Source organism: Pseudomonas sp. WS 5051 (genome assembly GCF_012985715.1).
In the GTDB taxonomy this organism is placed as follows: domain Bacteria; phylum Pseudomonadota; class Gammaproteobacteria; order Pseudomonadales; family Pseudomonadaceae; genus Aquipseudomonas; species Aquipseudomonas bubulae.
The window spans coordinates 71,584-92,065 of the sequence record NZ_JAAQWV010000011.1 but is presented as its reverse complement, the minus strand read 5'-3'; the positions used below and the strand labels follow the sequence as shown (position 1 = coordinate 92,065).

The 20,482-nt window shown below is 60.4% G+C and carries 19 protein-coding genes; 13 read left to right on the top strand and 6 right to left on the bottom strand.

All coding sequences use genetic code 11. The features are described 5' to 3' along the window. Positions 1–38: 38 nt before the first annotated feature. On the bottom strand, positions 39–1,484 hold the full coding sequence (gene eat / locus HBN79_RS17645; RefSeq protein ID WP_094999452.1) for an ethanolamine permease: 1,446 nt from the start codon (positions 1,482–1,484) through the stop codon (positions 39–41). A gap of 193 nt (positions 1,485–1,677) precedes the next feature. Further along, positions 1,678–3,198, bottom strand: a complete 1,521-nt coding sequence (locus HBN79_RS17640; protein ID WP_095020958.1) for an aldehyde dehydrogenase family protein — start codon at positions 3,196–3,198, stop codon at positions 1,678–1,680. Between the two features lie 346 nt (positions 3,199–3,544). On the opposite strand from HBN79_RS17640, the gene HBN79_RS17635 reads away from it, so the two are divergent. From HBN79_RS17635 to HBN79_RS17620, 4 genes are all read left to right on the top strand, one after another. Beyond that, positions 3,545–5,425 carry a sigma-54-dependent Fis family transcriptional regulator gene (locus tag HBN79_RS17635; RefSeq protein ID WP_169916958.1) on the top strand — a complete coding sequence of 627 codons (1,881 nt, stop codon included), beginning with the start codon at positions 3,545–3,547 and terminating at the stop codon, positions 5,423–5,425. Between the two features lie 189 nt (positions 5,426–5,614). After that, a complete protein-coding gene (gene mpl, locus HBN79_RS17630; protein WP_094999449.1) occupies positions 5,615–6,964 on the top strand; it encodes a UDP-N-acetylmuramate:L-alanyl-gamma-D-glutamyl-meso-diaminopimelate ligase in 1,350 nt (449 codons plus the stop codon). Beyond that, positions 6,961–7,590, top strand: coding sequence for a flavin prenyltransferase UbiX (gene ubiX, locus HBN79_RS17625; RefSeq protein WP_094999448.1), 630 nt, complete (start codon positions 6,961–6,963; stop codon positions 7,588–7,590). The genes mpl and ubiX overlap by 4 nt, the downstream gene beginning before the upstream one ends. Next, positions 7,583–7,870, top strand: coding sequence for a YceK/YidQ family lipoprotein (locus HBN79_RS17620; RefSeq protein WP_094999447.1), 288 nt, complete (start codon positions 7,583–7,585; stop codon positions 7,868–7,870). The genes ubiX and HBN79_RS17620 overlap by 8 nt, the downstream gene beginning before the upstream one ends. A gap of 16 nt (positions 7,871–7,886) precedes the next feature. Here the strand turns inward: HBN79_RS17620 and HBN79_RS17615 are convergent, their stop codons facing one another. Both HBN79_RS17615 and HBN79_RS17610 read right to left on the bottom strand, forming a co-directional pair. Continuing rightward, positions 7,887–8,528 (bottom strand): oxidoreductase, encoded by a 642-nt coding sequence (locus tag HBN79_RS17615; RefSeq protein WP_094999446.1) that lies wholly within the window; start codon positions 8,526–8,528, stop codon positions 7,887–7,889. A gap of 49 nt (positions 8,529–8,577) precedes the next feature. Then, positions 8,578–10,260 (bottom strand): C13 family peptidase, encoded by a 1,683-nt coding sequence (locus HBN79_RS17610; protein WP_095019054.1) that lies wholly within the window; start codon positions 10,258–10,260, stop codon positions 8,578–8,580. A 166-nt stretch (positions 10,261–10,426) separates the two neighbouring features. Between HBN79_RS17610 and HBN79_RS17605 the strand changes: the two genes are divergently transcribed. Genes HBN79_RS17605 through HBN79_RS17595 form a run of 3 tightly spaced genes read left to right on the top strand, consistent with a single transcriptional unit; the run spans position 10,427 to position 12,103 of the window. Further along, the gene (locus tag HBN79_RS17605) at positions 10,427–10,789 is read left to right on the top strand and encodes a CidA/LrgA family protein (protein WP_094999444.1); all 363 of its coding nucleotides are present in this window, start codon (positions 10,427–10,429) and stop codon (positions 10,787–10,789) included. Next, positions 10,786–11,502 (top strand): LrgB family protein, encoded by a 717-nt coding sequence (locus HBN79_RS17600; RefSeq protein WP_094999443.1) that lies wholly within the window; start codon positions 10,786–10,788, stop codon positions 11,500–11,502. The genes HBN79_RS17605 and HBN79_RS17600 overlap by 4 nt, the downstream gene beginning before the upstream one ends. A 10-nt stretch (positions 11,503–11,512) precedes the next feature. After that, positions 11,513–12,103: an LON peptidase substrate-binding domain-containing protein gene (locus HBN79_RS17595; RefSeq protein WP_094999442.1), complete on the top strand. Its 591-nt coding sequence runs from the start codon at positions 11,513–11,515 to the stop codon at positions 12,101–12,103. 2 nt (positions 12,104–12,105) lie between these two features. On the opposite strand, the gene HBN79_RS17590 is transcribed toward HBN79_RS17595, so the two are convergent. Continuing rightward, positions 12,106–13,422, bottom strand: coding sequence for a bifunctional DedA family/phosphatase PAP2 family protein (locus HBN79_RS17590; RefSeq protein WP_095024992.1), 1,317 nt, complete (start codon positions 13,420–13,422; stop codon positions 12,106–12,108). A 161-nt stretch (positions 13,423–13,583) separates the two neighbouring features. Then, the gene (locus HBN79_RS17585) at positions 13,584–14,252 is read right to left on the bottom strand and encodes a DNA-3-methyladenine glycosylase (RefSeq protein WP_169916969.1); all 669 of its coding nucleotides are present in this window, start codon (positions 14,250–14,252) and stop codon (positions 13,584–13,586) included. A 176-nt stretch (positions 14,253–14,428) separates the two neighbouring features. Between HBN79_RS17585 and HBN79_RS17580 the strand changes: the two genes are divergently transcribed. The 6 genes from HBN79_RS17580 to rodA all read left to right on the top strand — a co-directional run bounded on the left by HBN79_RS17580 (position 14,429) and on the right by rodA (position 20,478). After that, entirely contained in the window at positions 14,429–15,700 is a 1,272-nt protein-coding gene (locus tag HBN79_RS17580; RefSeq protein ID WP_095031788.1) for a glutamate-5-semialdehyde dehydrogenase, read from the top strand. Further along, on the top strand, positions 15,669–16,391 hold the full coding sequence (nadD, locus tag HBN79_RS17575) for a nicotinate-nucleotide adenylyltransferase (RefSeq protein ID WP_232527619.1): 723 nt from the start codon (positions 15,669–15,671) through the stop codon (positions 16,389–16,391). Before HBN79_RS17580 ends, nadD begins: the two co-directional genes overlap by 32 nt. 72 nt (positions 16,392–16,463) lie before the next feature. Then, entirely contained in the window at positions 16,464–16,958 is a 495-nt protein-coding gene (gene rsfS / locus HBN79_RS17570) for a ribosome silencing factor (protein ID WP_016779261.1), read from the top strand. 9 nt (positions 16,959–16,967) lie between these two features. Further along, the gene (gene rlmH, locus HBN79_RS17565) at positions 16,968–17,435 is read left to right on the top strand and encodes a 23S rRNA (pseudouridine(1915)-N(3))-methyltransferase RlmH (RefSeq protein ID WP_003444191.1); all 468 of its coding nucleotides are present in this window, start codon (positions 16,968–16,970) and stop codon (positions 17,433–17,435) included. A 12-nt stretch (positions 17,436–17,447) separates the two neighbouring features. Then, on the top strand, positions 17,448–19,343 hold the full coding sequence (gene mrdA / locus HBN79_RS17560; protein ID WP_094999438.1) for a penicillin-binding protein 2: 1,896 nt from the start codon (positions 17,448–17,450) through the stop codon (positions 19,341–19,343). Between the two features lie 31 nt (positions 19,344–19,374). Next, positions 19,375–20,478, top strand: coding sequence for a rod shape-determining protein RodA (gene rodA / locus HBN79_RS17555; RefSeq protein ID WP_165484550.1), 1,104 nt, complete (start codon positions 19,375–19,377; stop codon positions 20,476–20,478). The last annotated feature ends 4 nt before the right edge of the window (positions 20,479–20,482 follow it).

Here is a 20,482-nt window from a genome sequence, read left to right as displayed (position 1 = left end):
GACGCCAGACGCAAGGCGTCTGGCGGGATTCTCAGCGGTCAGTGCAAGGCTTTTTCGGCCTGTTGAATAGCCGCGAATTCCTCTTCCGGCGTACCGGCCACCAAATGGTGCCGACTGTAAAAAGCGAAGTAGGCAATTAATACTCCATAGATCACCGCAGCGCCAATCACCACCCGCGGGTCAACCAGGAAACCGGCCACCACCGCGACACAGGCAAGCACCAAAGCAGTGCCCGAAGTGAAAATCCCGCCCGGCGTGCGATACGGGCGCTCCATTTTAGGGCGGCGAATACGCAGGGTGATATGCGCGGCCATCATCAGCACATAGGAAATGGTCGCGCCAAATACCGCCACCAGAATCAGCAAGTCGCCCTGGCCGGTCAGTGACAGACCAAAACCGATAATGCCGGGGATGATCAAGGCCAGCACCGGCGCCTTGCTCTTGTTGGTTTCGGACAGTTTGCGCGGCAAATAGCCGGCGCGGGACAAGGCGAAGATCTGACGTGAATAGGCGTAAATGATCGAGAAGAAGCTGGCAATCAAACCGGCCAGGCCCACCAAGTTCACAAAGCCGCCCATCCAGGTCGAGCCGCCATACGCCTTGCTCAGGGCTTCGACCAGCGGATTACCCGATGCCATCAAGTGGTGCGCGCCGGCGCCGCCCGGGCCGATCACCAGAATCAGCAGGGCAAAGGTGGCCAGAACCAGCATGGCGCCGATCAGGCCGCGAGGCAGGTCACGCTTGGGGTTCTTGGTTTCTTCAGCAGCCAGCGGCACGCCTTCGACAGCGAGGAAAAACCAGATCGCATAAGGGATGGCTGCCCAGACACCGACATAACCGAAGGGCAGAAATGCGCTGGCGCCCTTGGCCTCGGTGACAGGGATATCCAGCAGGTTGGCGACGCTGAAGTGCGGCACCATCGCGACCAGAAACACCCCCAGGGCAATGGCCGCCACGGCGGTGATGATGAACATCAGCTTGAGCGCTTCCCCGACCCCGAAAATATGGATGCCGATAAAGATGATGTAGAACGCCAGGTAGATCATCCAGCCGCCAATACCGAACAGCGACTCGCAATAGGCGCCGATAAAACAGGCAATCGCGGCAGGGGCGATGGCATATTCAATCAGGATCGCCGTACCGGTGAGGAACCCGCCCCACGGCCCGAAAGCACTGCGGGCAAAGCCGTAGCCGCCACCGGCGGTGGGGATCATCGAGGACAATTCGGCCAGTGAAAAGCACATGCACAAGTACATGGTGGCCATCAGCAATGTGGCGATAAACATTCCGCCCCAGCCGCCCTGGGCCAGGCCGAAGTTCCAGCCGGCGTAGTCGCCGGAAATCACATAGGCCACGCCCAGGCCCACCAGCAGGACCCAGCCGGCAGCGCCTTTTTTCAGTTCACGTTGTTGGAAATAATCGGAGCCGACTTTTTCAAAATCGACAGAGGACGCCGCCGCAGCGGCAGTAGGTTCGCTAGGCATGGGAATTCACCTGTTCTTTTATAGTTTGAGAAAATATGACAGGGAGATAAGCAAGAGCTAGGCCAGAAGGCCCGGTGTAGAGCTATTGATGCCAGTTTGTGGGAGCGGGCTTGCTCGCGATGCAGGCGCTGCGGTCGTTCAGTACAGCGCAGCGATCCTTTCGCGAACAAGCCCGCTCCTACAGGGTTCTGGGTTAGAAGAAACCCAGCGGGTTGATGTCGTAGCTCACCAGCAGGTTTTTGGTCTGTTGGTAGTGGTCGAGCATCATTTTGTGGGTTTCACGGCCGACGCCGGATTTTTTGTACCCGCCGAACGCGGCGTGTGCCGGGTAGAGGTGGTAACAGTTGGTCCACACGCGACCCGCCTTGATGGCACGGCCCATGCGATAGGCGCGGTTGATGTCGCGGGTCCACAGGCCGGCGCCGAGGCCAAACTCGGTGTCGTTGGCAATCGCCAGCGCTTCGGCTTCGTCCTTGAAGGTGGTGATGCTGACCACCGGGCCAAAGATTTCTTCCTGGAAGACGCGCATTTTGTTGGTGCCCTTGAGCAGGGTCGGCTGGATGTAATAGCCGGTTGCCAGATCGCCTTCGAGCTTGGCTACGGCACCGCCGGTCAGCAGTTCAGCGCCTTCGTTCCTGGCAATTTCAAGGTAGGACAGGATCTTGTCGAATTGCTGTTCGGAGGCCTGGGCGCCGACCATGGTGTCGGTGTCCAGCGGGTCTCCACGCTTGATTGCCTCGACCTTGCGCATCACCACTTTCATAAAGTCGTCGTAGATCGACTCCTGCACCAGCGCCCGCGACGGGCAGGTGCACACTTCGCCCTGGTTGAAGAATGCCAGCACCAGACCTTCAGCGGCTTTTTCAATAAAGGCCGGCTCGGCCTGCATGATGTCTTCGAAGAAGATGTTTGGCGACTTGCCACCCAGTTCCACGGTCGACGGGATGATGTTCTCGGCGGCACATTTCATGATGTGAGCGCCTACAGGTGTGGAGCCAGTAAAGGCGATCTTGGCAATGCGTTTGCTGGTAGCCAGCGCTTCGCCTGCTTCTTTACCGAACCCCTGCACGACGTTGAGGACGCCCGGTGGCAGCAGGTCGCCGATCAGTTCCATAAAAACGGTGATGCTCAGCGGCGTTTGTTCAGCCGGTTTGAGCACGATGCAGTTGCCCGCCGCCAGTGCAGGGGCAAGTTTCCAGGCGGCCATCAGCAGCGGGAAGTTCCACGGAATGATCTGCCCGACCACGCCCAGCGGTTCGTGGATGTGATACGCCACGGTATTGCCGTCAATTTCGGCGGCGCTGCCTTCTTGAGCGCGGATGCAGCCGGCGTAGTAACGGAAATGATCCGCAGCCAGCGGCACGTCGGCGTTCAGGGTTTCGCGTACGGCTTTGCCGTTGTCCCAGGTTTCGGTAATGGCCAGCAGTTCGAGGTTTTGCTCAATGCGGTCAGCAATCTTCAGCAACACCAGCGAACGTGCCTGCACTGAGGTCGCGCCCCAGGCATCAGCAGCGGCGTGGGCAGCGTCGAGGGCTTTTTCGATGTCTTCGGCAGTAGAACGCGGGAATTCGGCAATGGCTTTGCCGTTGACCGGCGAGGTGTTGGTGAAATACTGGCCTTTGACCGGTGCCACGAATTCGCCGCCGATGTAGTTACCGTAACGGCTCTTGAACGAAACAATCGAGCCTTCAGTACCGGGTTGTGCGTAACGCATGGTGAGTGTCTCCTGGCTTTATTGTGCTTATGGGAGGACGCGCTGTGGCGCTGGCAAAAGTATGAGCAAGGGCTGGGCCATCTTTGTGCAGGCCTTGTCTTCCAAGGCTTTGCGGGTTTTACCCGGTCGTTGGGGAGAGGGGCTTGTGGCACACCTGATACAGCTGTGGTGACAATTTGTACCAGTCCTGGCACAACCGATGACCGGCCGGTCAGTTCGCGATTGCAAAGGCCGGTGAGCAAGAGGATGCTGGGCGTTCGGTTTGGACTGGATCTTTGTTGCCGCTGAGGGCGAGTTGCCTCTGTTGAGCACGGGACCACCGAGACAGAGCGGAGAACAATAAGAAATGCACAGCACCGATTTGCGCCGTCACGCACGGCAAGTCATTGATGTCACCCGCGGTCGCCCGCAAGGGTGTGACCCGTCCATCGTCCGTTCCTGGCAGCGTTGCCTGGAGGACTATCACCTCGATCCTGCGCAAACCGTAGCCCCGACCGTACTTGAGCAAGGCCGTATCCTTGAAGGCCGCGAGCGTTTGCAGCAGGTGCTGAAAATCGCCGGTCACGAAATGAACAGCCTGCATCAGCAACTCTCCGGTGCCGGGCACGCGGTGCTATTGACTGATGCCCGTGGCGTGATCCTCAACTGTGTCACTGCCCCCTCCGAACGCAAGGTGTTCGAGCAGGCGGGGCTGTGGCTGGGAGCCGACTGGAGCGAAGCCAGGGAGGGTACCAACGGCATCGGTACCTGCCTGGTCGAGCGTCAGGCACTGACCATCCATCAGGATGAACACTTTCGTGGCCGGCACACCGGGCTGACCTGCTCGGCCAGCCCGGTGTTCGATCCGCAGGGCGAGTTGCTGGCGGTGCTCGACGTGTCTTCGGCCCGCCATGAGGCTTCCCGTCAGAGCCAGTTTCATACGATGGCGCTGGTTAATCTGTCAGCGAAAATCATCGAAAACAGCTACTTCCTCGGGCACTTTCAGAATCAGTGGCTGCTGCGTTTTCATCTGCACGCCGAGTCTATCGGATTGTTCAGCGAAGGCATGCTGGCGTTTGATGGCGACGGAGTTATAGGCGCGGTTAACCAGAGTGCCCTGAACCTGCTAGGGCATGTGCGTGGCAGTTTGCTCGGGCAATCGGTCGACAGTGTTTTCGATTGCCCGCGGGATGAGCTTTTCAGTCGGGCCACCCTCCAGGCGAATGCCAGTTGGCCGCTGCATACCCGCGACGGGCGTCGATTATTTGCGGCACTGCGCGGCCAACCACGGAACGGGCCTGCCCCGGCCATGGTGCAAGCCGAACCACCGCGCCCGAGCAGCATCTGCCTGGGTGATGAGGCCCTGCAGACGGATTTTCGCCGGTCATTACGGGTGTTTGAGCGCGATGTGCCGCTGTTGGTCAATGGTGAAACCGGCTCCGGCAAAGAAGCCTTTGCCAAGGCTGTGCATCAAGCCAGCTTGCGCAGCAGCAAGCCGTTTGTGGCGCTCAACTGCGCGTCGATCCCCGAAAGCCTGATCGAGAGCGAACTGTTCGGCTATCGCGGTGGTAGTTTTACCGGGGCACGCAAGGAAGGCATGCAGGGCAAGTTGCAGCAGGCCGATGGCGGCACCCTGTTTCTGGATGAAATTGGCGATATGCCGCTGGCGTTGCAAACCCGGTTGTTAAGAGTGCTGGAGGACCGTGTGGTGGTGCCCATTGGTGGCGAGCCGATGGCGGTCAACGTGCGCATTATCAGCGCCACCCACCGTAACTTGCAGGAGCGCGTGGCGGACGGCAGTTTTCGTGAAGACCTGTATTACCGCCTTAATGGACTGGAAATCGGTTTGCCAGCGTTGCGCGAGCGCACGGACAAATCGCAGTTGCTGGACTTCTTGCTGGCCGAAGAGGCGGGAGGGCAGCGCCTGTTTATCAGCCCGGCGGCACGTGAGGCGTTGCTGGATTTTGCCTGGCCAGGCAACGTGCGTCAGCTGCGCAATGTGCTGCGAACCCTGGCTGCACTCTGCGAAAACGACGTGATCCAGTACGAAGATCTGCCGGCCACTATTCGCCTGGCTCCGCCCAAAGCCCCTGAAGCATGTGAATACCCGCTTGAGGATGCCGAAAAGCAGGCCTTGTTGCTGGCGCTCGAACTGCACCGCTGGCATATGACCCATACCGCGCTGCAACTGGGGGTGAGCCGCAACACCCTGTATAGAAAGCTGCGCAAGCATGGGATTGAGCGGTAATGCTTAAAAGCCCCTCACCCCAACCGTCTCCCGGAGAGTGAGGGGGCTGACCTGAGGCGTTGCGCAAATCCGCTTTTGCTTTTAGTCGCCTCTCCCTCAGGGAGAGGGCTAGGGTGAGGGTTTCAGAATCATCAGGTGCGAAAAGAACCTTGCTACGCTACCCTTCGCCGATGGTTTACGAGGTCAACTATGCACATTCATATTTTGGGTATTTGCGGCACTTTCATGGGGTCGCTGGCGGTTCTGGCCAAAGAACTGGGCCATCACGTTACTGGCTCAGACGCCAACGTCTATCCGCCGATGAGCACCCAGCTGCAGGCTCAAGGTATTGAACTAACCCAGGGCTATGACCCGGTTCAGCTCGATCCGGCGCCAGATGTAGTAGTGATCGGCAATGCGCTGTCCCGTGGCAACCCCGCAGTTGAGTACGTGCTCAACAAGGGCCTGCCTTACGTGTCCGGCCCGCAATGGCTGGCTGACCATGTGCTGCAAGGCCGCTGGGTACTGGCCGTGGCAGGTACCCACGGTAAAACCACGACCAGCAGCATGCTGGCCTGGGTGCTGGAGTACGCGGGCATGGCCCCGGGTTTCCTGATTGGCGGTGTGCCGCAGAACTTTGCCGTGTCGGCCCGTCTGGGTGATACGCCGTTCTTTGTGGTAGAAGCCGATGAATATGACAGCGCCTTTTTCGACAAGCGCTCGAAGTTTGTCCACTACCGTCCGCGCACGGCAATCCTCAACAATCTCGAGTTCGATCACGCTGACATCTTCCCGGACTTGCCGGCCATTGAGCGGCAATTCCACCATTTGGTGCGCACTATCCCGAGTGAAGGGCTGGTTATCCACCCGACCACCGAGCCTGCATTGCAGCGTGTAATCGAAATGGGCTGCTGGACGCCGGTACAAACCACGGGCGTCGATGGTCAATGGCAAGCCAGGCTGCTCAGTGATGACGGCTCTCGCTTTGAGGTGCTGTTTGACGGCGCGCTGCAAGGTACCGTCGATTGGAACATGACCGGCCAGCATAACGTGGCCAACGCCCTGGCGACCCTGGCCGCAGCGCGCCATGTCGGCGTGGTGCCGAGCATGGCGATAGATGGGTTGAGCGCTTTCAAAAGCGTGAAACGACGTATGGAGAAAGTCGCCGAAGTCCACGGCATTACCCTCTACGACGACTTTGCCCACCATCCGACTGCGATCGCGACCACCCTCGATGGCCTGCGCAAGCACATTGGTGACGCGCCCTTGATCGCGGTGATTGAGCCGCGCTCCAACTCCATGAAGCTCGGAGCCCACCGCGATGGCCTGCCGCAAAGCGTGGTGCAGGCGGATCATGTGGTCTGGTATGCCCCGGCCAATCTGGGTTGGGATCTGGCCGCGACGGTGGCATCGAGCCCGGTGCCGACCAAGGTGTGCGATTCGCTGGACGCCATCATTGCCGAGGTCAAGGCCCAGGTTAAGCCCGGTACCCATGTGGTGATCATGAGCAATGGCGGCTTCGGCGGGCTGCATGGCAAGCTGGCGGAAGCGCTGCAATGAGTGGCCCGGAACGCATAACCCTGGCGGTCACCGGTGCTTCCGGCATGCCGTACGCCTTGCGCCTGCTCGATTGCCTGGTGCGCGAAGACCGCGAAGTCCACTTCCTGATCTCCAAGGCCGCACAATTGGTCATGGCAACCGAAACGGATGTCAGCCTGCCGCCAAAGCCACAAGCAATGCAGGCTTTTCTGACTGAATACACGGGCGCTGCCGCAGGGCAGATTCGCGTATACGGCAAGGAGGACTGGATGTCGCCCGTGGCTTCGGGGTCGGGAGCACCCGCTGCGATGGTAGTGGTGCCGTGTTCCACCGGCACCCTGTCGGGGATTGCCACCGGCGCTTGCAACAACCTGATCGAGCGGGCCGCAGACGTGACGCTCAAGGAGCGTCGCCAGCTGATTCTGGTGCCGCGTGAGGCGCCGTATTCCAGTATCCATCTGGAGAACATGCTCAAGCTGTCCAATATGGGCGCGGTAATAGTGCCTGCATCGCCCGGCTTTTATCATCAACCGCAGACTATCGATGACCTGGTGGATTTTGTGGTGGCGCGCATTCTCAACCTGCTCAATATCCCCCAGGACATGCTCCCGCGCTGGGGCGAGTACCATGTGGGCGGCGATGAGTAAGGCGCTATTGGCCCTGCTGGTGGCGGCTCTGGTTTGTGGTTGCGCCAGCGTGCGAACGCTGGATGCGGCCAAGCCGGGCGCTCCCGTTGTGTACTCGGGTACGCGGCTGGACGTGTATGCCCTTGAGGGCGGGTGCTGTGCCAAGGATCGCTTTGGCGCCGAGGCTCCGCGCTATCCGGGCCTGGACCTGCCCGCCAGCGCGTTGCTCGATACCGTGCTATTGCCGTTGTCCGTGCTGACGGTGCTGGGTGTCGGGTTTCAGGCCAGCGGTGGTTTGTAGCCAGCAGGGCGGGTGACTATTTACCCAGCTTGCGCAACTCATCGGATTCGATCACCCGCACGCCATCCTGTTCTTCCAGTGCCAGGCGCCACAGCGCACGGGCCAGCTGGCAGGCTTCGATACCGTGGTACTTGCCCGGAATCAGTTTGGACAGTGGCCCGGCGATCTGTTCGGCCAGACGTGGCTCGACGCGATCGCCCAGTAGCAGGGAAGGACGGGCAATGGTCAGTTGCGGCCAGTTTTGCGCGCGCAGCGACTGCTCCATTTCACCTTTGACCCGGTTATAGAACACCGAGGACTTGGGATCGGCGCCGATGGCACTGACCACCACCAGATGGCGTGCGCCCATCTCCCGCGCGCGTTTGGCGAAAGCCACCACCATGTCGTGATCCACCGCGCGGAAGGCTGCCTCGGAACCTGCCTGCTTGATCGTGGTGCCCAGGCAGCAGAAGGCGACATCGACCCGGCCACTGAGTTGAGGCAGGAACACGGCGGGGTCACCTACCGGGTTTTCCAGGTGCGGATGTGCCGCCAGAGGCTTGCGTGAAGGGGCGAGCACGCGGGTGATGGTGGGCTCGTTGAGCAGGCGGTCAAGTAGCAGTTCGCCGGTAAGGCCGGTAGCGCCTGCGAGCAAAATATGTGAAGGCGTCAAGTGCATAATGTTTCTCCCTTGATACAACCAGCTTAGCCATTCCAGGGTTATTTGCTTACTGCAAAGCCTGTTTCGCTTGTTGTTGACGCAAGCGTTGCCAGTGGTTCAGAACGCCTTTTGGCGCCCAGATTTGCGGTTCGGATGGCTCGTAGCCATCCGCTTGTTCGCGTTCGGCCACGTACTGCCTGGCCAGTTTGAAGGCTTTTTGCAGGTCGTCGGTCTGGTTCAGCGCCTGAGCAAACAAGGCATTGCCGAAGTAGGTAAAGTCGGCTTCTTCAGAGCAGCCAAAAGACACGCGGTCAGCCTGGGATGCGGTCATGATCAGGGTTTTTTCATCCTTGAGCGCGGGGATAAAACCGCCTGAATAGCAGGATGAAATCACGATGATCTTGTCGCGGTTTTTCAGTGGGGCCAAGGCTGCAGCCAGCTCGTCGGCGGGCAGGTCTGCCAGCTCCATGCGCGGTTGATCGAGTACCAGCTCGTGTTCCTGGGTGCCGTGGCTGGTCAGATAAATGAAAATCAGGTCTTCAGGGCCGGTGCGCCCGGCCAGGGTTTTTGCCGCGCGGTACAGGTTTTCGCGGGTGGCCATGGGGCTATCGAGCAGATGGTCGCGGTGGTTCACCAGGGTGATCCGGCCACGGCTGCCAAAACGGCTGGCCAGCATGTCGCTGACGTAATCGGCTTCGCGCTTGAACACGCTCTGCTTGCCGTCGCCCGCCAGCACCAGGCTGTACAGCTCGATTGCCGGGGTGGATGGGGCAACGCCGTCCAGCGCCTTGTTGAGCAATGTGCCCTGGTTGAGCAGCCCCAGCTCCAGCGGGTCGGGCAAGACTGTCCCTTTGGCATCGCGCACTCGCTGGCCGTTTAGCCAGTAGCCGCTTTGTACGGTACCGTCGCTCAGGGTCAGGGTGCCCTGGCCCTGATAGGTGTCTGCGGCGAACTCGCCAACATAGGTGCTGCCGTCGGGCAGGTTCAAATGGCCGGGACCGTTGAAGCGCCACTCGTTGAACATGCCGCTGTAGTGGCTGCCGTCGATGCCTGTCAGTTCGCCCTTGCCGGTTAATGCGCCGTCCTTGAAGTCGCCGCTCCACACATCGCCGTCGGCATTCTCATAGCGGCCCTTGCCGTTGAGCTGGTTGTGCTTGAACGCGCCCTCGTACTGGTCGCCGTCGGCGCTGTTGAAGATGCCGTTGCCTTCAAGTTCGCCATTGACGAACTCGCCGACGAACTCATTGCCGCTGGCATCGCTGCGCCTGCCGGTGCCGTGGGGTTTGCCGTGGGCAAACTGGCCCTGGTACTGGCTGCCGTCTTCCAGCTCCAGATGGCCATCGCCCGAGAACTGGTCATCCTTGAAGTCGCCGCGATAGCTCAGGGTGCCTTGCTTGAGCGTGCCCTCGCCCTCGCGGTTGCCCAGCTTGAACCCGCCCTCGTAGGTGCTGTCGTGGGTGGTCAGGCGGCCATGGCCGCTGTACAGGCCTTGCGCGAAACCGCCGCGATAGCTATCGCCATTGCTGGCGTGCCACTCGCCCTGGCCGTGCCACTGGCCATTTTTGAACTCCCCTGCGTACCAATTGCCATTCGGATAGTCGATACGGCCCTGGCCCTGCAGCAACCCGTTGACCACTTCGCCTCGATAGCGCCCGCCATCGGGCAGGCGTGCGTCGGGCGGTAACAGTGATTCACCGTCTCCACAGGCCGTCAGCAGCAGGGTCAAAGCAAGGGGGGCAAATGGGCGCATAACGGGATCCGGATAATTAAGCCACCGAGTATGCCGCAGCAATGGAAGCTGTCTATAGGCCCGGATGAAACATCGGCAGTTATTGTATGCCAAGGTGCAAGCCTGGGCCGTTGGTCGGTAGGACGTGCTTATAATGCGGCACAAAAATATTCGCTGGAGAGGTGAAATGTTGCTACGCGGCTTGACTTGGCTGGTGCTGTTTCAATTGCTCGGTACCGCCCTCAATCACTTGTTCGTCCCCGTATTGCCCGGGCCCATTATCGGATTGCTGCTGTTGTTGGGCTTCTTGATGGTGCGCGGTCAAGTCAGCGAGCCATTGAGTCAGGCTGCCGGCGGGTTGTTGCGTTATTTACCCTTGCTGTTGGTGCCGCCCGCGGTGGGCGTGATGGTGTACGCCGCCGATATTGCCGCTGACTTCTGGGCGATTGTCGGGGCGCTGGTGCTGTCGCTATTGATCTCGATGGCATTCGTCGGCGTACTGATGCAGCGTCTGCTCAAGAATCACAGCCATCCCGAGGAGCGGCCATGAATCTGCAATGGCAGGGCGCCTGGGAGTCAGTCATCCATCATCCGTTGTTTGGTATCGGTATCACCCTGGGCGCCTATCAACTGGTGCTCGCCGCTTACGAGAAAACCCGCTGGCTCTTCCTGCAGCCGGTGCTGGCCTCGATGCTGCTGGTGATCGGTGTGCTGCTCAGTTGCGGCCTGAGCTACGCGGAGTACCGCAAGAGCACCGATATCCTGAGTATTTTGCTGGGCCCCGCAACGGTGGCGCTGGCGGTGCCGCTGTACCTGAACCTGCGGCGGATCCGGCAGTTGTTCTGGCCCATTTTTACTACGCTGGTAATTGGCGGCGTGTTCGCCACTGCGTTGGTGGTGGGCCTGGCCTGGTGGTTCGGGGCCGAGCACATGATGCTGATGACCCTGGCGCCCAAGTCGGTGACCTCACCGATTGCCATGCTGGTGGCCGAGCAGATTGGTGGTGTGGCGGCGCTGGCAGCAGTGTTTGTGCTGATTACCGGGGTGATCGGCGCAATTTGCGGGCCGGGCCTGTTGCGCCTGCTCGGGGTTCACAGCCCGGAGGCCCGAGGTATGGCCCTGGGCATGACGGCGCACGCGGTTGGCACTTCGGTGGCCCTGCAGGAAAGTGAAGAGTGTGGCGCCTTCGCGGCGCTGGCGATGAGTCTGATGGGTCTGGGTACGGCGGTGTTCCTGCCGTTGGCCGTGACCCTCATGGTGTAAGGGTGAAGCTATGACATTGCCGCTGTTTCCTTTGAATACTGTGCTGTTTCCAGGTTGTGTGCTGGATTTGCAGATATTTGAGGCGCGCTACCTGGACATGGTTGCCCGCTGCATGAAGCAGGGCACAGGCTTTGGTGTGGTGTGCATCCTGGATGGCCGTGAGGTCGGCAATGCACCCCAGGGTATCGCCGGGATTGGCTGTGAAGCCTTGATTCGCGATTTTCAGCAGCAGGACAACGGCCTGCTGGGCATTCGCGTCGAGGGCGGGCGGCGCTTTGAAGTGCTGGGCACTGAGTTGCAGCGCGATCAGCTACTGCTGGCGCAAGTCGAGTGGCTGGATGACGCCCCCGAGCAGCCCCTGCAGGAAGAAGACCAGGACCTGCTGGCCTTGCTCAAGGCGCTGGCCGAGCACCCGATGGTGGCGGCCCTGAACATGAACACCGAGGTGGCGGGGCAACAGTCGCTGTCCAATCAACTGGCGTACCTGTTGCCCTTTGCCGAGGCAGACAAGATCGAACTGCTGCAGGTCAATGACCCGCAGCAGCGTCTGGACGGGATACAAGTGCTGCTCGATGAGATCCAGGGCGAAGCCCTCAACTGATCTCAGTAGGCGTAGCGCAGCAGTTCCCTGGACAAGTGCCCGAGCATGAAAAACCCGTAGAGCGCAGTGACTGACGGCAAGATCAGCCACCAGATTTTCTGCGGGACCGGCTCAAGGGGCATGTATCGCTGGCTTAACGCCAGAGCGAATGCGTTGACAGTGATGGCGAGCAGGGCCCCAGCGGTGATGTCCGTTGGCCAGTGAGCGCCCAGGTACACCCGCGACATCGCCACGGTTATCGCCAGCAGGCAACCCAGCAATACCCAGGTGACGCGCATGCGTTGTGGCTGGTTGCGCCCGGCCAGAATGGCCAGGGCTATAAAAAATGCGAATGCCCCTGAACTGTGGCCGCTGGGCATGCTGTAGCTGGTCAGCGGGTCCACCAGCACTTCGGGGCGCACCCGGGCGAAGAAGTGCTTGGTCGCGGTATTGGCCAGCGCGGTAAACAGCGTGACCCCGCCAAAGAACCACATTGCCCGCCATTGCCGGGTAAACAGCAGAATGACGCACACCAGGGCTGCCGCCAGAAACTGGGTACGGAAGTTGCCGATTTGCGTCACCAGCACGGCGGCGCTGTCCATGGCACTGCTGCGATGCTCTTGTACCAGGGCCGTGATGCCCTGGTCGAAGGCGGTCATGTGTGGATAACCGATAAAGACGGCCAGTAGCAGGGCGAAGCTGAGTGTGCCGATCAGCAGCGTGGCCCGGGGTTGGCGACGGATACTGGCATTGATGCTCAGGCCCAGCAGGGCGGCGAGGCCCGCGGCAACAATGGCGGCCTGTAGCCAGAAGCCTTCGGGCAGTGGCAGGCGAATGGCAGCACCGGTGGCCCAGCCCGGTAGCAGGTACGCCACCGACCAGCCTGCTCCGGCCAGCAGGCTGACGCCGATAAAGCGCGGGATCGGCATGTCGCACATCCCGGCCACCATCGGCAGCATGGGCCGCAGCGGGCCGATAAAGCGCCCGACCAACAGGCTGACAATACCGTAGCGATGGAAGTAGCTCTCGGCCCCGTTCATCCATTCGGGATGAGTGCGCAAGAGGGGTAAGCGGCGAATGTTCTGGTGGAAGCGCCTGCCCAGGGCGTAGGACACCGCGTCGCCGAGCAACCCGCCGAGAAAGCCCAGCAGCAGGGTTTGGCCCAGGGACAGGGCGCCGCTGCCGGCCATGACGGCAATGGCGAACAACAATACGGTGCCGGGAACAATGATGCCGGCAATTGCCAGACACTCCACGCAAGCCACAATAAACACCGCGAGGCCCAGCCACTGCGGGTTGGCTGTCAGCCAGCCGGTGATGCTATCGAGCCATGGGCCCATGTTCCGATTTCCTTGTCTGCTTATTAGGTTGTTTGTAGGCGCTACAGTCTTGAAGCTGGCCCGGCTCTAGTTATGGGAGTGGGTTTGCACGCGATGCAGGCCCCGCGGTCTGTCAGGACAATTGCGGCGATGCCATCGCGAGCAAACCCGCTCCCACAGGATCAGTTGTGCTCCAGGGTGATGAAATCCCGCCCCTCAACCTGCCCGCGACGCAGCGGATTACGCGTGCAATACGCAGCGTAGTCAGCATCGACAAAGCGGTACATCAAATGCTCGTCGCGCCCGTGGGGGATGCCCAGACGGGTGGTCTGGATAATTTTCGAAGGTTGTTCTCTGACGTCATCGACCCACAAGCGTTCGGGGTCGAAACATTTTGCATCCCATTCGCGCACCTTCAACCCCAGCGCTTTGCACAGCAGGGTTTGCCCCGCACACAGTTTGTGTTCGGGCCGGGGGTTGCCTTTGGCGTCCGGGTTGTTGCGTTGCATCTGCGCCAGGCTGTCCGGGCCCGCCAGCTCATCAAGCCAGGGATGGGCCGATTTGATCAGCACTGCGTTGCCGGGGCCGTGGGCGCTGAAATTCAGCGAGTCGCCGCCGCGGGCGTAATACATGTAGATATGCCCGCCATCGAGAAACAGCGCCTTGCGCTTGTCGGTATAGCCCAGCGAGGCGTGGCTGCCTTTGTCGGTGAGGTAATAGGCTTCGGTTTCGATAATCCGGGCGCTGAGCCACAGCCCGTTGACCCGATGGCGAATGACTTTGCCCAGCAGTTGGCAAGCAACAAGCTGGGCATCTCGATCGAAAAAGTCATCAGGCAGCATCATGGGCATGTGCAGGACGGTCAGTGGATAGCTGAAAAGGTGCAGATCATAGCAAGTCATGCTTAATCGGGGCTGAACGCAGTGTATTTGTGGTCCATTTCGACCATCCGCCTGCCACCGCTGTGCGTGAGGCGGCGGGACCGCTATAATCGGCCGCTTTCCTCCCTGCCAAGACCCTTGAGACCATGACTGAGTCCGTTCTTGACTACATGACCCGCCTGGGTCGCGCTGCTCGCGAAGCCTCCCGCGTGATCGGCCGTGCCAGTACGGCGCAGAAAAACCGTGCCCTGCACGGCGCTGCTGCTGCATTGGATGCCGCACGTCTGGAGCTGGTTGCTGCCAACGAACTGGACCTGGCCGCCGGCCGGGCCAACGGCCTTGAGCCGGCCATGCTGGAGCGCCTGGCGCTGACCCCTGCACGCATCGACAGCATGATTGTCGGTTTGCGTCAGGTGGCAAGCCTGCCAGACCCCATCGGCGCGATTCGCGACATGAGCTACCGCCCTTCGGGTATTCAGGTCGGCAAGATGCGTGTACCGCTGGGTGTAGTCGGAATCATCTACGAGTCGCGTCCTAACGTGACCATTGATGCTGCCAGCCTGTGCTTGAAGTCGGGCAACGCAACCATCCTGCGCGGTGGCTCCGAGGCGATTCACTCCAACCGTGCCATTGCAGTGTGCATCCAGCGCGGCCTGGCCGAAGCCGGTTTGCCGCCCGCCGTGGTGCAAGTGGTTGAAGTGACCGATCGTGCCGCTGTCGGCGCGCTGATCACCATGCCCGAGTACGTTGATGTCATCGTGCCTCGCGGCGGCAAGGGGCTGATCGAACGGGTCAGCCGTGATGCCAAGGTGCCGGTGATCAAACACCTGGACGGCATCTGCCATGTATACGTCAGTGCCCATGCCGATCTTGCCAAGGCGCAGCGCATTGCGTTCAACGCCAAGACCTACCGTTATGGCATTTGCGGCGCGATGGAAACCCTGCTGGTGGATCAGGCCGTCGCGGCAGAATTTTTGCCGGCAATGGCTGAACAATTTCGCGCCAAGGGCGTCGAACTGCGCGGTTGCGAGCGTACCCGGGAGTTGATCGACGTGGTTGCCGCCACTGAAGACGACTGGAGCACCGAGTACCTGGACGCCATCCTGTCGATTCGTATCGTGGAGGGTCTGGACCAGGCGATTGAGCATATCAATCACTATGGCTCCCATCACACCGACTCGATCGTCACCGAACACCAGGGCGATGCCCGGCGTTTTATGGCCGAAGTGGACTCCAGTTCCGTGATGCTCAACACACCAACCTGCTTTGCCGATGGATTTGAATACGGATTGGGTGCGGAGATTGGCATTTCTACTGATAAGCTGCACGCCCGCGGCCCGGTGGGTCTCGAAGGTCTGACCTGCGAGAAGTACATTGTGGTCGGCGATGGCCAGTTGCGCGGTCAGGAGCCAGTCTGACTTGGTCAAGCTGAAAGCGTCAGCGCCGGCACCTGTGATCGACGTGTTACCCCAGCGCATAGGCGTACTGGGCGGAACCTTCGATCCGGTGCATATCGGTCATCTGCGTGGCGGGCTGGAAGTGGCGGAGATGATGGGGCTCGACGAGCTGCGTCTTACCCCCAATGCCAGGCCACCGCACCGTGACACCCCCCAGGTGTCAGCCCACGACCGTTTGGCGATGGTCGAGTGCGCTGTCGCAGGAGTGGCTACGCTGGTAGTGGACGCCCGGGAGCTGCAAAGGGACAAACCGTCCTACACGATCGATACACTGGAATTGATGCGGGCCGAGATGGCCGCGTATGACCAGTTGTTTTTACTGTTGGGTTGGGACGCGTTTTGCGGCCTGCCCACATGGCATCGCTGGGAAGAGTTGCTCCAGCATTGCCATATCCTGGTGCTACAGCGCCCGGATGCCGACAGCGAACCGCCGGATGCCTTGCGCAACCTGCTGGCAGCGCGCTCGGTAAGCGACCCGCTGGCCCTGAAGGGGGCAAGCGGACAGATTGCATTCGTTTGGCAGACGCCGCTCGCGGTATCCGCCACCCAGATCCGCCAACTGCTGGCCAGCGGTAAGTCGGTACGTTACCTGGTGCCCGACGCGGTCCTGGCCTACATCGATGCGCACGGGCTTTACCGTGCGTCGAACTGAAAAAGGGTGTGTTTCAAGGCGCCAATTGTCGTGTATTGAAACACCCGAACATACGAGCAAAACGAGTTTTATATGACTGACAAAGATGTAAGCAAAGTAAAGCGCAAAGGCACCTTCAAAAGCGCGCCATTGCCGGAAAAAACCTTCAGCGCCGAGCCTCTCAAGGGTGAAGAGCTGGTCAAGGTTGCTGTTGCCGCCCTGGAAGACGTCAAGGCCCAGGATATCCAGGTCATCGACGTGCGTGACAAGCACAGCATCACTGACTTCATGATCATCGCTACCGGTACTTCGAACCGTCAGATCGGTGCGATGCTCGACAAGATCCGCGAAGCGGTGAAGGCTCTGGGCGTCAAGCCGCTGGGCGAAGAAGGCAAGGGCGACAGCGACTGGGTTCTGCTGGACATGGACGACGTGATCGTTCACATGATGACCGCCAGTGCCCGTCAGTTCTACGACCTGGAGCGTCTGTGGGCCGGTGCTGAACAAAGCCGTGCAGGCAGCGCTGCTCACCACAGCCCGGAAAACACCCATGAGCACTTCCTGAAGCTCAACAAAGACCAAGAGTAAGGGTTCGCTGTGCGCCTGCGTTTGATCGCTGTCGGTTCGCGTATGCCCAAGTGGGTGGAAGAAGGCTGGCATGAATATGCCAAGCGTCTGCCATCCGAGCTGGCACTTGAACTGGTGGAAATACCGCTCAACACCCGTGGCAAGAATGCTGACGTGGCCCGCTTCATCCGCCAGGAAGGCGAAGCCATGCTGGCCAAGGTAGGCCCGGGCGAGCGCATCGTAACCCTCGAAGTGCACGGCAAACCGTGGAGTACCGAGCAGCTGGCGGTTGAGCTTGACCGCTGGCGCCTGGATTCGCGCACGGTGAACTTTATGGTCGGTGGCCCGGAAGGGCTGGCGCCGGAAGTCTGTGCCCGCGCTGACCAGCGCTGGTCGCTGTCGCCATTGACGCTGCCGCACCCGTTGGTGAGGATTCTGATCGGTGAGCAGTTGTATCGCGCCTGGACAGTGCTGTCCGGGCACCCGTATCACAAATAGTCAGCGCTCTGAATGACTCAGCCGATCCGCCTTAAAGACCACGAGAAAGACGCACGCCTTGTGCGTGGACGAGTCGTGGTCGGTGCGATTGTGGTCGTGACGCTGATTTGTGTGCTGCTCGCGCGGCTTTATTACCTGCAGGTGGTGCAGTACGACTACCACTCCACCTTGTCAGAGAACAACCGGGTGCATGTGCAGCCGATCCCGCCTACCCGCGGTCTGATTTTTGACCGTAATGGCGTGGTGATCGCAGACAACCGCCCCAGCTTCAGCCTGAGCATGACCCGCGAACGCTCTGGTGACTGGCAGCAAGTGCTCGACGTTATTGTTGAAGTGTTGCAGCTTGCGCCCGAGGATCGCGCCCTGTTCGAAAAGCGCATGAAGCAGGGGCGGCGGCCGTTTGAGCCGGTGCCCATTCTATTTGAGCTCAACGAAGAACAGATCGCCCGGATTGCCGTAAACCAGTTCCGCCTGCCCGGGGTTGAAGTGGTTGCGCAACTGGTGCGGCATTACCCTCAAGGCGCGCATTTTGCGCACTCGGTGGGTTACATGGGGCGGATCAACGAAAAAGAGCTTAAAACCCTCGATCCGGTCAATTACAGCGGCACCCACCATATCGGCAAAACCGGCATCGAGCGTTTCTACGAAGCCGAGCTGCATGGCCAGGTGGGTTACGAAGAAGTCGAAACCAATGCCCGTGGCCGCGTGTTGCGAGTACTCAAGCGCACCGACCCGATCCCTGGCAAAGACATCGTACTCAGCCTCGATATCAAACTGCAGGAAGCAGCTGAAGAGGCGCTGGCAGGGCGTCGTGGCGCAGTGGTGGCACTCAACCCGATGACGGGGGAAGTGCTGGCGATGGTCAGCCAGCCGAGTTTTGACCCCAATCTGTTCGTGACCGGCATCAGCTTCAAGGCCTATGCCGAGCTGCGTGATTCGATTGACCGACCATTGTTCAACCGCATCCTGCGCGGCCTGTATCCGCCGGGCTCGACGATCAAGCCTGCAGTGGCGATTGCCGGCCTGGACAGCGGCGTGATCACCGGCTCCTCGCGGGTGTATGACCCCGGCTATTACCAGCTGCCCAATTACGATCACAAATACCGTAACTGGAACCGTAGCGGTGATGGCTACGTCGATCTGGATACCGCAATCATGCGCTCCAACGACACCTATTTTTATGACCTGGCCCACAAGCTGGGGATTGACCGTCTGTCGAGCTACATGAACCAGTTCGGTATCGGCCGCAAGGTCTCGCTGGACATGTTCGAAGAGTCCGCCGGGCTGATGCCGTCCCGCGAGTGGAAACGTGCCACCCGACGCCAGGCCTGGTTCCCGGGCGAGACGCTGATTCTGGGGATTGGCCAGGGCTATATGCAGTCCACCCCCTTGCAACTGGCCCAGGCCACCGCGTTGATCGCCAGCAAAGGCAAGTGGATCCGTCCGCACCTGGCCAAGACCATCGAGGGCGTACCGCCGGTGGACCCGGACCCGGTGCCGGATATTGTCCTGCGTGACCCGTCCAACTGGGCCAAGGTCAACCACGGCATGCAGCAAGTGGTGCATGGCGCTCGCGGCACGGCGCGGGTGGCGGGCGTTGGCGCGCAATACCTGATTGCCGGCAAGAGCGGTACGGCCCAGGTGGTGGCGATCAAGCAGGGCGAAAAATACGACCGTTCCAAGGTGCAGGAGCGTCACCGCGACCACGCCTTGTTCGTCGGCTTCGCGCCGGCCAACAACCCGCAGATCACCGTCTCGGTGATGATTGAAAACGGCGAAGCCGGCAGTCGTGTCGCCTCGCCCGTGGTGCGCAAGGTCATGGATGCCTGGTTGCTGGGTGAAGACGGCAAACTCAAACCCGAGTACGGCGGCCCCGTAAAGGCAGAGGTTCCGGCCAATGATGAGTAATTTTGACCGCATCCTCTCCAGTGAGGACGTGATGCGTCGCCGTGCCACGCTGCTTCAGCGTTTGCATATCGATGGCCCGCTGCTGATTCTGCTGCTGACCCTGGCGGCTGGCAGCCTGTTTGTACTGTATTCGGCCAGCGGCAAAAGCTGGGACTTGCTGAGCAAACAGGCGACTTCGTTCGGTATCGGGCTGGTATCGATGTTTATCATCGCCCAGCTGGAACCGCGATTCATGGCGCGCTGGGTACCGATCGGCTATCTGATCGGGGTGATGTTGCTGGTGGTGGTGGATGTCATGGGCCACAACGCCATGGGCGCCACTCGCTGGATCAATATCCCCGGGGTGATTCGCTTTCAGCCCTCCGAGTTCATGAAAATCCTGATGCCTGCGACCATCGCCTGGTACCTGTCCAAGCGAACCTTGCCGCCGCAACTCAAGCATGTGGCGGTCAGCCTGATGCTTATCGGGGTGCCTTTTGCCCTGATTGTGCGCCAGCCCGACCTGGGTACGGCGCTGCTGGTACTGGCAGGCGGTGCGTTTGTATTGTTCATGGGCGGTCTGCGCTGGCGCTGGATCCTCAGCGTACTGGCAGCGACGGTTCCAGTGGCGGTGGCCATGTGGATCTTCGTGATGCACGACTATCAGAAGCAGCGCGTGCTGACCTTCCTCGACCCTGAAAGCGACCCGCTGGGCACTGGCTGGAACATTATCCAGTCCAAGGCCGCGATTGGTTCGGGCGGGGTGTTCGGCAAGGGCTGGCTACTGGGTACCCAGTCGCACCTGGACTTCCTGCCCGAGAGCCATACCGACTTCATCATCGCGGTGATGGGCGAAGAGTTCGGTCTGGTCGGCATTTGCGCGCTGCTGCTTATTTATCTGTTGTTGATTGGTCGTGGCCTGGTGATCACCGCCCAGGCCCAGACCCTGTTCGGAAAATTGCTGGCAGGCAGTCTGACCATGACGTTTTTTGTTTATGTTTTCGTCAACATCGGTATGGTCAGTGGCCTGCTGCCGGTGGTGGGCGTGCCATTGCCCTTTATCAGTTACGGCGGCACTTCGCTCGTGACGCTGTTGTCAGCGTTCGGGGTTTTGATGTCGATCCACACACATCGCAAGTGGATCGCACAAGTTTGATTAA